At 69.3% G+C, this 11,179-nt stretch carries 10 protein-coding genes and 1 pseudogene; all 11 read right to left on the reverse strand.

Going from position 1 to position 11,179, the window contains the following annotated elements; genetic code table 11:
* Nucleotides 1–3: 3 nt before the first annotated feature.
* The gene (locus tag ACFQPD_RS13825) at nucleotides 4–1,749 is read right to left on the reverse strand and encodes an alpha-glucosidase (RefSeq protein WP_385901349.1); all 1,746 of its coding nucleotides are present in this window, start codon (nucleotides 1,747–1,749) and stop codon (nucleotides 4–6) included.
* Between the two features lie 76 nt (nucleotides 1,750–1,825).
* A complete protein-coding gene (locus ACFQPD_RS13830; RefSeq protein ID WP_385901350.1) occupies nucleotides 1,826–2,719 on the reverse strand; it encodes a hypothetical protein in 894 nt (297 codons plus the stop codon).
* Between the two features lie 171 nt (nucleotides 2,720–2,890).
* Nucleotides 2,891–3,478, reverse strand: a complete 588-nt coding sequence (locus ACFQPD_RS13835) for a GNAT family N-acetyltransferase (RefSeq protein WP_385901351.1) — start codon at nucleotides 3,476–3,478, stop codon at nucleotides 2,891–2,893.
* A gap of 38 nt (nucleotides 3,479–3,516) precedes the next feature.
* On the reverse strand, nucleotides 3,517–4,746 hold the full coding sequence (locus tag ACFQPD_RS13840) for a thiamine pyrophosphate-dependent enzyme (RefSeq protein WP_385901364.1): 1,230 nt from the start codon (nucleotides 4,744–4,746) through the stop codon (nucleotides 3,517–3,519).
* Between the two features lie 54 nt (nucleotides 4,747–4,800).
* Nucleotides 4,801–4,980: pseudogene (locus ACFQPD_RS13845) on the reverse strand (4Fe-4S dicluster domain-containing protein); the annotation flags it as partial.
* The gene (locus tag ACFQPD_RS13850) at nucleotides 4,895–6,292 is read right to left on the reverse strand and encodes a hypothetical protein (protein WP_385901352.1); all 1,398 of its coding nucleotides are present in this window, start codon (nucleotides 6,290–6,292) and stop codon (nucleotides 4,895–4,897) included. The gene ACFQPD_RS13850 and the pseudogene ACFQPD_RS13845, both read right to left, overlap by 86 nt.
* Nucleotides 6,293–6,360: 68 nt before the next feature.
* The gene (locus ACFQPD_RS13855) at nucleotides 6,361–6,933 is read right to left on the reverse strand and encodes a hypothetical protein (protein ID WP_385901353.1); all 573 of its coding nucleotides are present in this window, start codon (nucleotides 6,931–6,933) and stop codon (nucleotides 6,361–6,363) included.
* 138 nt (nucleotides 6,934–7,071) lie between these two features.
* Nucleotides 7,072–7,326 (reverse strand): hypothetical protein, encoded by a 255-nt coding sequence (locus tag ACFQPD_RS13860; protein WP_385901354.1) that lies wholly within the window; start codon nucleotides 7,324–7,326, stop codon nucleotides 7,072–7,074.
* A gap of 94 nt (nucleotides 7,327–7,420) precedes the next feature.
* A complete protein-coding gene (locus ACFQPD_RS13865) occupies nucleotides 7,421–7,702 on the reverse strand; it encodes a metal-sensitive transcriptional regulator (RefSeq protein ID WP_385901356.1) in 282 nt (93 codons plus the stop codon).
* A 28-nt stretch (nucleotides 7,703–7,730) separates the two neighbouring features.
* Complete coding sequence (locus ACFQPD_RS13870) at nucleotides 7,731–10,523, reverse strand: heavy metal translocating P-type ATPase (RefSeq protein WP_385901357.1); 2,793 nt, start codon at nucleotides 10,521–10,523, stop codon at nucleotides 7,731–7,733.
* Nucleotides 10,524–10,618: 95 nt separating this feature from the next.
* The gene (locus tag ACFQPD_RS13875) at nucleotides 10,619–10,930 is read right to left on the reverse strand and encodes a heavy-metal-associated domain-containing protein (RefSeq protein WP_068752817.1); all 312 of its coding nucleotides are present in this window, start codon (nucleotides 10,928–10,930) and stop codon (nucleotides 10,619–10,621) included.
* Nucleotides 10,931–11,179 lie beyond the last annotated feature (249 nt).

Consider the following 11,179-nt stretch of genomic DNA (forward strand, 5'->3'; position numbering starts at 1 on the left):
CCGTCAGCAGGCGTCGGTCAGGTGGACCCGGGACTCCCACGGTGCCAGCTGAACCTCGGGCCCGGATCCGCGCTCAGCGTCGGGGTGCGTGGTGAGCAGCAGGTCGCCGTCGAGGAGCGCGCCGTCGGGACCCAGATCCACGACGGCCTCCTCGTCGGAGAGGTTGGCCACCACGAGGAGCCTCGCCCCGTCGGCCGCACGCACGTAGGCGAACACCTGCTCGTCGTCGGGCAGCAGCAGGCGGTAGTCGCCGTGCACGATGACGTCGAGGCCGTGGCGGAGCTCGATGAGGCGCCGGTAATGGTGGAACACCGAACCGGGGTCGCGGCGGGCGGCCTCGGCGTTGATGGTGTCGTGGTTGGGGTTGACGGCCAGCCACGGGGTGCCCGTGGTGAAGCCGGCCTGCGGGGAGGCATCCCACTGGACGGGAGTGCGGGCGTTGTCGCGGGACTTGACGGCCAGCGACCGAACGACCATCTCCTCGGGGACGCCGCGCTCGAGAGCCTCGGCGGCCCAGTTGACGGACTCGATGTCGCGGTACTGCCCGACCTCGGTGAAGTGGGCGTTGGTCATGCCCACCTCCTCGCCCTGGTAGACGTACGGCGTGCCGCGCATCAGGTGCAGGACGGTGGCCAGTGACTTGGCCGACTCGACGCGGTGCCGGCCCTCGCTGCCCCACCGCGACACGATCCGCGGCTGGTCGTGGTTGTTCCAGTACAGGGAGTTCCAGCCGGCCTCCGCCAGGCCCTCCTGCCACGCGGACAGGTTGGCCTTGAGATCCGTCAGACGCAGCGGCGCCAGGTCCCACTTCGAGCCGCCGGGTGCGATGTCGAGGTTGACGTGCTCGAACGTGAAGACCATGTCGACCTCGCGGCGGGCCGGGTCGGTGTACAGACGCGCGTCCGTCACCGTCGCGCCGGGCGCCTCGGCGACGGTCAGGAGCCTCCGCCCGGCCAGAACCCGCTCGTGCATCTCGTGCAGGAACTCGTGGATGCGCGGTCCGTTGACCGTGTGGGGCGACGGGTCGCCGAGCGCGCTGCCGCCGGAGACCGGGACGTCGGGGAGGCTGCCATCGGCCGCCACGTCCTTCGAGATCATGTTGATGACGTCCATCCGGAAGCCGTCGACGCCACGCTCGATCCAGCGCTCCATCATGGCGTGCACCGCCGCGCGGACCTCCGGGTTCTCCCAGTTGAGGTCGGGTTGGGCGGGGGAGAAGAGGTGCAGGTAGTACTGCCCGGTGGCCTCGTCGAATGTCCAGGCGGGACCGGAGAACGACGCCTCCCAGTTCGACGGCTCCGCGCCCGGGGTGCCCGGCTCGTGGCCGGGGCGGGGGTCGCGCCACCAGTACCAGTCGCGTTTCGGGTTGTCGCGGCTGGAGCGGGACTCACGGAACCACGGATGCTCGTCGCTGGTGTGGTTGACCACGAGGTCCATGACCAGCTTCATCCCCCGCGCGTGGAGGCCCTCGATGAGTTCGTGCAGATCCGCCAGGGAGCCGAACATGGGGTCGACGTCCTCGTAGTCGCTGATGTCGTAGCCGTTGTCCGCCTGAGGCGAGGGACAGATGGGCGACAGCCACACCACGTCGACACCGAGTTCGCCCAGGTGGTCGAGGCGCTGGATGATGCCGCGCAGGTCGCCGATACCGTCGCCGTCGCTGTCCTGGAACGAGCGCGGGTAGATCTGGTAGACCACGGCGGATTTCCACCAGTCGGGGTCGCGGGGAGCGGTGCTCGGTCCGGGCATGGCACTTCCTTCCACTCGAAAGGAAAGTCTAGGCGGCAGTTCTGTCCCGTGTGCGGCGACTGCGAACCGAACGGGCTCAGGCGTTCGCGACGTGCCGGGAGGCGGCCGCGGTCGCGGCGGCGACGGCACGCAGCAGGGCGTCGTGGCGGTCGAGCCCATCGCGCACGGCGTTGCGGAACTCGAGCCCGACGGTCGCCCCGAACACGTCGCCCGCTCCGACGGGGCTGGTCTCATGTGCGACCGGCCGGGTGGGGACTCGCGTCGCGTCGCCGCGGAAGCAGACCGTGGCGCCCAGCTCGCCCTCCGTGACGATGAAGCCGGTCTCGTGAGCGCCGGGGGCCGCGGACCAGCGCGTGGCCTTGGCGATGGCGTCCTGCAGGTCCTCGTCGGAGAAGACCACGATGTCGAAACATGCCCAGGTCAGGGCCTCGGAGTCGGTGATGTCGCGTCGCTCGACGCGGCGGTAGGCCGTCCCGTTCGTCTGGCCGCTGACCCTCATCAGCCCCTGCGCGAGCAGGACCTTCACCGCGGTCGTCGCGGCGGCGGAGGCAATCGTCCGGATGTCGGCGACCCGGTCGAGGTCCGGAGTCAACGGGCAGAAGTACACCAGCTCCGCATCGGCGGGGATGTCCGCACCACTGAGGGCATAGGGCTCGCAGGTGGCCGGCCGCCAGTACTGCACCCGCGCGTGGGCGCTTCCGCTGTCGTGGGGGTGGATGGGTTCGACGATGTTGCGGTACGACAGGGACCGGGCGCATGTGGGGCCCCGGTCGAGCGAGAACTCGGTGATCAGAGGGAGCAGGTCTTCGCCGTAGGCGCCCGACACCACAGGGGTGATCCCGTACTCCAGCCGAAGGTGTCGGGCGATGAACAGCGCGGGCGATCCCCACGACGGGGCGAGGTCGCGCCCGTCCACCTCGTTGTCGTCGAGACAGAGGTCGCCGATGACCAGGACGGAGCGTTCGCTCACGTCCGCAGAAGCTCTCCCGATGGGATCGTCACCCGTCGAGGTCGAGTGTGTGTCCATCGGCCCTCCTGTCTCGCGCCCGGGGCCATTCTCGCACTCTGGGCCTCGCGGCGAGGGTAGCGACCCCCGGTCCGCGGCGTCCGACTGCCGTGATACCTGGATCGTGCCGCGTGGTCACCGGGCGAGCAGGGCCTCCAGGTGGCGTCGGACCGCGGGCCAGTCGCCGTCGGTGATCGAGTACTGGGCGGTGTCGGCCACCTCGCCCGTGCGGAGCACGCGATCCTGGCGGATGCGGCCCTCGTAGACCGCGCCCAGCCGCTCGATCGCGCGCCGCGACTGATGGTTGAACCAGGTCGCTCGCAATGCCACACGGCGGCAGCCCCAGTGATCGAACGCGTGGGCGAGCATCAGCGCCTTCGCCTCCGTGTTGGTGCCCGTGCGATGCGCGGAAGCCGCCTGCCACGTGTAGCCGATCTCGGTGGCGGGGACCGCGGGCAACGGGTTGCAGAAGGTGGTGACGCCGATCAGCCGGTCGTCTGCCAGGCGACGGATGGCGAACGGCAGCATCGCACTGCGGGCGGCCTGAGCGAGCTTGCCCGCGATGTCATCGGCCATCCGGTCAGGCGGGGGAGCCGACGTGTACCAGAGGCGGTCGATCGCGCCGTCCTGCACGGCGTCCGCCAGCCCGTCGGCGTGATGGACCACCAGAGGTTCGAGGCTGACGAGGCGGCCTGTGAGCGTCACCGGGGCCAGGAAGGTCATGGGACCACCTAAGCACCCTCGAGGGTCGCGGCCAGGGGTCAGGTCGGCCGCGTGTCGGCCGCGACGTTCACGTAGTGGGCCCAGCGCTCGTCGGCGTCCTGCTGCATGACGGCCAGCAGGCTCTCGCTCCGTTCCGGGTCGGTGCGGTGGAGATGGGCGAAACGGCGCTGGCCCAGGGCGAACTCGCGCACCGGCAGGGATGGAGTCTTCGAGTCGAGTGAGAAGGCAGCGTCCCGCTCGTCCGTGGCCGGACGGTAGCGGTAGAGCGGCCAGTGACCACTGGCGGCCGCCTTCTGGTGCTGCAGCGACTGGACCATCTCAATGCCGTGTTCGATGCAACCGGCGTACGCGATCACCAGGGAGACGCCGGGCCACTGCTGCGCCTCCCGCAGCGCGCGGACGGTCTGCATCTCGTTGCCGCCGAGCGCCACCTGGGCGACGTAGACGTCGCGGTAGGCCAGCGCCAGGCGGCCCAGATCCTTCTTGGCGCTCCCCTTGCCGGCCGACGCGAACTTCGCCGTGGCGGCCCGGGGCGTCGCCTTGGAAGCCTGGCCGCCGGTGTTGGAGTAGACCTCGGTGTCGAGGACCAGGATGTTGACGTTCTGGCCCGACGCCAGGACGTGGTCCAGGCCCCCGAAGCCGATATCGTGCGCCCATCCGTCCCCGCCGATGATCCAGACCGTGCGCGGAGCCAGTTCGTCGGCGAGGGTGAGGAGCCGCACCAGCTCTGAGCCGGCCGGCGGGGCCAGCTCGATGAGCCTCGCCTTGAGGCGGCGGATGTGCCGGCGCATGACCGTGAGGTCGTCGGCGGCCGCGGGTTCGTCGAGGATGCTGGCCGCGAGCTCGGCTCCGATGTCCGTGGCGTGGCGCGCCACCAGGTCGCGGGCCTGTCGATGCTGGTGGTCGGCCGCGATCCGGATGCCCAGGCCGAACTCGGCGTTGTCCTCGAACAGCGAGTTGGCCCACGCGGGCCCTCGACCGCAAGCGTCGGTGGACCACGGGGTGGTCGGCAGGTTCCCGCCGAAGATCGAGGAGCAGCCGGTGGCGTTGGCCAGGAGGAGGCGGTCGCCGGAGAGTTGGCTCAGCAGTTTGAGATACGGCGTCTCGCCGCACCCGGAGCAGGCTCCGGAGAACGTGAAGAGGGGTTCCAGCAGCTGCGACCCCTTGACGGTGTCGACCCTCAGGGCGCTGCGCGGTGGCTGGGGGAGGTCCTCGACCGCCGCGAAGTGCTCCTGGTCGGCGGCCAGCCGGTCTCCGATCGGTGCCATGAGCAGGGCCTTGTGGGCCGGGTCCACCTTGTCGGCGACGGGGCAGGCCTCCACGCACAGGCCACACGCGGTGCAGTCGAGGGGGGAGACCGCGAGCGTCAGCCGGTATCCCGGCAACTCCCGTGAGCTGAACTTCGTCGTCGGGAACTCAGCTGGGAGGGCCCCCTCGGAGGAGGGATCGAACACGGCCATGCGGATGGCCGCATGCGGACACACGATGGTGCACTTCCCGCAGCCCGTGCAGAGGTCCGCGTCCCAGACGGGGGCCTCGGCGGCCAGGCCGCACCTGCAGTTGCGCCCGCGCCGCCGAGAACGCCGGATCGGGGGCGACGGACAGGCCGGTCACGTCGTCGGAGATGCCGACGGTGACGTGCCGCCGCGGCGCAGGCAGCGCCAACTCGTCGAACAGCCCCTTCACCATCGCGGGGCTGAACTCCTTGCCGCCCAGGCCGTAGCGGCCGTCGGAGACCCGGATGTCGGCCCGTCCCTCCTCCGCCAGCGCGGCCAGGACGTCGGTGTAGAGCGGCTCGCCGACGGAACCCGGTTCCTTCGTGCGGTCGAGGACCATGAGCCGCCGGACGGTCGGAGGCAGCGCCTCGGCCAGCTGGCCGGCGGGGAAGGGCCGGTACAGCCGGATCGTGCAGAGACCCACCTTCCGGCCGCGGCCCACCAACTCCTCGACGGTCTCCGCCACCGCGCCGGCGCCGGAGCCCATGAGCACGATGATCTCCTCGGCGTCCGGTGCCCCGACGTAGTCGACGAGCCGGTAGCGCCGCCCGGTGCGCGCGGCGAAGTCGTCGAAGAGGTCCTGGACGGTGTGGGGCACGGCGTCGTGGAAGCGGTTGGCGGCCTCGCGGGCCTGGAAGAACACGTCGGGGTTCTGCGCTGTGCCGCGGAGCGTCGGGGCGTCCGGGCTCAGGCCGCGACCGCGGTGATCCGACACTGCCGCCTCGTCCACCAGGCTGCGCAGGTCCTCGTCACCCAGAACCTGGATGCGCTCGATCTGGTGGGAGGTGCGGAAGCCGTCGAAGAAGTGCAGGAAGGGCACCCGGGAGGTCAGGGTCGCGGCGTGGGCGATGGCCGCGAAGTCGTGGGCCTCCTGGACCGACGACGCGCACAACATGGCCCAGCCGGTGCCGCGCGCGGCCATGACGTCGCTGTGGTCCCCGAAGATCGACAGCGCGTGGGTGGCGAGCGTCCGTGCCGCGACGTGGATGACGGCCGGTGTCAGCTCGCCGGCGATCTTGTACATGTTGGGAAGCATGAGGAGGAGACCCTGGCTGGCGGTGAACGTGGTCGCCAGCGTCCCCTTCATCACCGCGCCGTGCAGCGCCCCGGCCGCGCCCGCCTCCGACTGCATCTGGACCACTTCCGGGACCGCGCCCCACAGGTTGGTGCGGCCGCGGGCGGACCAGGCGTCGGCCAGCTCACCCATCGTGGATGCCGGCGTGATCGGGTAGATCGCGACGACGTCGGACAGCCTGTGGGCGACGCGGGCCGCCGCCTCGTTGCCGTCGACGCAGGCGCTGCTGGGGCCACGGGTCATGAGTCCTCCGGGGGTGTGGGGTTGGGTGAGATCGTCTCAGGTGCCCTGGCGGGCCTGGACGGCGCCCCCTACATGCGGTGGGCCATCGGCAGCAGGAAGAGGTAGATGTTCAGCGCCCCCAGAAAGGCGATCAGGACGGCCATCGGTACGAAGGTGCCTGTGCGTCGCGTGATCGACTGGTATCGGCGATGCGTGATCCGGCGGGCGGTGTAGAGGGACCCGGCGATGCCGAGCGCCAGGAGGGCGAACTGCAGGATCCGGATGGTGGTGTCGCCGGCCAGCGCCGGGGAACCGTCGCCATAGGTGATGCCGACGAGCGCCGCGACGGTGGTGAGGACTGACCCGCCTTCGGCGAGGAGGTGGAACAGGTTGTGGGCGATGTGACCCGCCACGTCCAGCGGAATGAGCGCGTGGCCGAAGCGTGCGAAATTCTTCATGGTGCTCTCCAGGTTGCGGCCGGCCGCGAGGCGTGAGGACAAGGCCAGGAGGCCTACCGGGAGGCTGACCGCCGCAGCGAAGGCCACGGTGAAGATGAGTGCGTAGTTCGTGATGCCGGTCGTGGCCTCGAGCCATGCGAGCGCGGAGTCCCACACCTCAAGCATCGTGACGTTCTGGACGATGACGATGCCCATGATTGTCATGGCGAGGAACGACTCCTCCGTCGACGGCTTGGTGATGAACCACAGCTCGCTCGTGGGCTTCCGGAGACGAACCTGGATCGCGTCGTTGGCGCTCGTTGGGTTGTCTGTTGGGGTCGGGGCCTACGCCGCGGCCAAGTTTCAGTGGCGGTGCCCGGCGCCTGGGCGGCCGTGCATGAGCAGCATCATGCCTGCGCAGAGGAGGCCGCCGATCAGCGCGCCTGCGCCGCCTCCGCTGAACAGGGACCACAGGCCGAACCCGATCAACGGGAGGCACATCAGGAGCATGTGCCACATGTGGCCACCATGGCTTTGGTGCTGCTGGGCGGGTCCGGTGGCCGCGGGTGGGGCGTCGGGGCCGGTGTCGGTGGGGCGGTGGTGGCTGTGGAGGCTCATGAGCCGGGTTCCTCTCGTTCGGGTGCTGCTTCCACTGTGCGGGGTCCGGATTCAGATCCGATCCGCGGCCGGTCAACCTCTGATCAAGAACGGTTCAGCTGCGGACGAGGCGGGCGATGGCTGTGGAGGCCTCGGCGACCTTGGCGTCGCGGTAGGCGGGGTCTGGGGAGTGGATGGCCTGGGTGAGGCAGTGCTGGAGGTGGCTGTCGACCAGGTCCAGGGCGACTGAGCGCAGCGAGCCGGTGACTGCTGAGGTCTGCGTGAGGATCTCGATGCAGTTGGCGTCCTGGTAGACCATGCGGGCGATGCCGCGGATATGGCCTTCGATCACGGCGAGTTGGCCGATGAGTTTCTGACGCTGTGGGTTGCCGGTCATGTGTCCTGGACCTGGTCTGGTTCGGCGGCTAGTGGTGATGCGGTGCGGGGGTGTGAGCCTCGTGTTGGTGCTCGGCCGCGATCTGGGGGTGTCCGTAGCGGGCGGGGTCCGCGTCGAAGGCTTCGGCGCAGTGGGTGGAGCAGAAGTAGATCGTGGTCTCGCCGAGGGTGCGGGTGGCGGCCGCGGTGGCGGGCTTGACCTTCATTCCGCAGACGGGATCGATGTGGGTGGTGGCGGTGGTCTTCTTGCCGAACATGGGGGTGTCCTTTCCGGTGGCGTGGTGCTGGGTGGTGGGGGTCTCGCCGCCGATTTCGACGACGGGGGTGACGGGGGAGCCGGTGGTGGGGGACTCGTGGATGGGGTGTGGTGCCCAGCGGCGGAGCCGGTTGGCGTTGGTGACCACCGACAGTGAGGACAGGGCCATGGCTGCGGCGGCGACCATGGGGCTGAGCAGGATCCCGAAGACGGGGTAGAGCAAACCTGCGGCGATGGGGATGCCGAGGGTGTTGTACAGGAACGCGAACACCAGGTTCTGTTTGATGTTGCGCATAGTGGCCCGCGACAGGTCAACGGCGGTGACCACCCCTGACAGGGCGCCGGAGATCAGGGTGATGTCGGAGGATTCGATGGCCACGTCGGTGCCGGTGCCGATCGCGGAGCCGACGTCTGCCTGCGCGAGGGCGGGGGCGTCGTTGATGCCGTCGCCGACCATTCCGACGATCTTGCCTTCGTCCTGGAGGCGTCGGACCTCGGCGGCCTTGTGGGCGGGCATCACTTCGGCGACCACGCGACGGATCCCGACCTGGGAGGCGATCGCGGCGGCGGTTGCCCGGTTGTCGCCAGTCATCATGATGACCTCGATGCCGCGTGCCTGGAGGGCCGCGACCGCGGCCGGGGAGCCGTCCTTGATGGTGTCGGCGACCGCCACGATTCCCGCGGGGAGCCCGTCGACGGCCACCAGCATCGGCGTCTTGCCCCCTGCTGCGAGCGCGTCATGCAGCGGCCGCAGCGTGTCGGTACTGATGCCATTTTCGTCGAGAAGTCGCCGGTTGCCGACCAGGACGTCGTGGCCGTCGACGTGGCCGCGGACGCCTTGCCCGGTGACCGAGTCGAAGTCGGTGACCTCGCCCAGGGTGAGACCGCGGTCGGTGGCGCCGGTCACGATCGCCGCCGCCAGGGGGTGCTCGGAGCTGTTCTCGATAGCGGCGACCCAGCCGAGAAGCTGGTTCTCATCGAACGCTGCCACGGTGGCGACGTCGGTGAGGGTCGGCACACCCTTGGTGATGGTGCCGGTCTTGTCGAGGATGATCGCGTCAAGCTTGTGCGCGGTTTCCAGCGCTTCAGCGGAGCGGATCAGGATGCCGTGTTCGGCTCCCTTGCCGGTGCCCACGGTGATCGACATCGGGGTCGCGAGCCCCAAAGCGCAGGGGCAGGCGATGATCAGGACCGAGACGGCGGCGACGAGCGCAAACACGAACACCGGCGGGGGACCCACCAGCAGCCAGATCGCCAGCGTCCACACCGCGATGATGATCACGACCGGGACGAAGTAGCTCGAGACCTTGTCAACCAGGCGTTGGATGGGGGCCTTCGAGCCCTGGGCCTCACGGACCAGTTTGATGATCTGGGCGAGCAAGGTGTCGGAGCCGACCTTGGTGGCGACATAGCGCAGCGCTCCGGTGGCGTTGATGGTGGCGCCGATGATGGTGTCGCCGACGGTCTTGGCCGCCGGGATCGATTCCCCGGTCACCATCGACTCGTCGACCGCGGAGGATCCGTGGATCACTTCACCGTCGACGGGCATCTTCTCCCCGGGGCGGATCACGATCACATCCCCGACCACGACGTCCTCGACCGGGATCTCCAGTTCCACATCTTCGCGTAGGACGCGGGCGGTGCGGGGCTGCAGGCCGATCAGTTTGCGGATCGCCTCACCGGTGCCGGCCTTGGCTTTGGTTTCCAGGAGCCGGCCGAGCAGGATCAACGTGATGATCACACCGACGGCTTCGAAGTACACCTGCCGCAACTCCTCAGGCAGGAGGCCGGGGGCGAAGGTGACCACCAGGCTGTAGCCGAACGCCGCGACGGTGCCGAGCGTGATCAGCGAGTTCATGTCTGCGGTGCGGTGCGACAGGGCACGCCACCCCACGCGGTGGATTGGCCAGCCCGACCACAGCATCACCGGCGCGATCAGCGCCAGCTGCAACCAGGGACTCATCAAGATCTCAGGCACCCAGGTGGCGCCGAACAGCTCGACGGCCATCACCGCGATCAGCACCGGGGCGGTGAGGATAGCGCCGATGATCACCCGCCGGGTCAGGTCCCGGATCTCCGCAGCCCGCTCTGCCTCATCATCGGCGCCGTCGGTCGCAAGACCGGCCACTGCCGGGGAGGCGGCCACCTGCGCGTGGTGATGATCCGATGCTGTGGTGGGGGTGGGTGCGGTGTGGGGGTCGCCGGTGACGCGGATCAGACCGGAGACCATGTTCATGCCGCATGCGAAGCGGAACTCGCCGGCCTCAGTCGGGGTGAACTCGACGGCCGTGGTCCGGTACGCGGGAAGGCTCGCGTTGACCTTGAAGTCCGGCATCACCACCCGCGAGGTGCACTCGCCACCCTCTCGGCGGTCGAACATGATCCGCACCGGCATCCCGGGACGCACCCCGTCGATCACCCCCGGGTTGTAGCCGCCGTCGACAGTCACCTCCACCACCTGAACACCATCTTCGATGCGGACCTTCCCTGCCCGTTTCGGGCCGAAGAAGAACCACAGCAGCAACCCGGTCAGGACCACCGCCCCACCTATGACCAGCCAGAGCATCACAATCTCCACTTCCACTCGACTCCCACCCAGTACCCTGGGGGGGTATGTATCCAGGGTAGGCCCGCGCAGGTCCGGAAACGACCCCGATGGGGTCAGGCTTCGGTCAAGATTTCCCGGCCGTCGTCCACAGGGGCTGTGGTGAGGGCATGTCGGAGCCGGCTGGGTCGGGGCCGGCGCCGGCGTCGGGTCAGTTCGAACCCGGAGCGGTCGAGGGTGGCTTGGACCTGGGCGCTGGTCACGGCGCCGGCCGGTGCCAGCGTCAACAGCGACTCCCCGTGCGGCTCCAAATCCATCCCGACGGTATGCACCCCGGGCAAGGCCCGGACCGCCTCCACAGCGCTGATCATGCAGCGCCAGCAGCTGAGCCCGCGCACCCCGTAGGTGGCCTGTGTCATCGTCGTCACGTCGAATCACCCTCTCTTCCTGGTCGGTTTCGCGTGTTCATGTTCGATGGTGCCCCCCGCGGTGTCGGGAACCGGTCTGGGTGGGGTCAAGATCCCGACAAGACCCGGCCACGTGGGCGGATTGAATCGGCCTGGGTTTCGTTCCTATCGGTTTCCCTGTCCGGCGGTCGCCGGGAGGCCTGATTCGAGGTCAGCGTAGTACGCGTCCTCGATCTCGATCGGGGTGCGCATGCCGAGTTCGCCGTGCAG

This window comes from Tessaracoccus sp. O5.2, from assembly GCF_964266725.1.
Classification (GTDB): domain Bacteria; phylum Actinomycetota; class Actinomycetes; order Propionibacteriales; family Propionibacteriaceae; genus Arachnia; species Arachnia lapidicapta.

Bases quoted from the DNA above. Each gene is read 5' to 3' on its own strand.
- ACFQPD_RS13825 (WP_385901349.1), bottom strand. From the start codon at position 1,749: ATGCCCGGACCGAGCACCGCTCCCCGCGACCCCGACTGGTGGAAATCC.
- ACFQPD_RS13835 (WP_385901351.1), bottom strand. From the start codon at position 3,478: ATGACCTTCCTGGCCCCGGTGACGCTCACAGGCCGCCTCGTCAGCCTC.
- ACFQPD_RS13840 (WP_385901364.1), bottom strand. From the start codon at position 4,746: ATGGCACCGATCGGAGACCGGCTGGCCGCCGACCAGGAGCACTTCGCG.
- ACFQPD_RS13850 (WP_385901352.1), bottom strand. From the start codon at position 6,292: ATGACCCGTGGCCCCAGCAGCGCCTGCGTCGACGGCAACGAGGCGGCG.
- ACFQPD_RS13855 (WP_385901353.1), bottom strand. From the start codon at position 6,933: ATGACAATCATGGGCATCGTCATCGTCCAGAACGTCACGATGCTTGAG.
- ACFQPD_RS13860 (WP_385901354.1), bottom strand. From the start codon at position 7,326: ATGAGCCTCCACAGCCACCACCGCCCCACCGACACCGGCCCCGACGCC.
- ACFQPD_RS13865 (WP_385901356.1), bottom strand. From the start codon at position 7,702: ATGACCGGCAACCCACAGCGTCAGAAACTCATCGGCCAACTCGCCGTG.
- ACFQPD_RS13870 (WP_385901357.1), bottom strand. From the start codon at position 10,523: ATGCTCTGGCTGGTCATAGGTGGGGCGGTGGTCCTGACCGGGTTGCTG.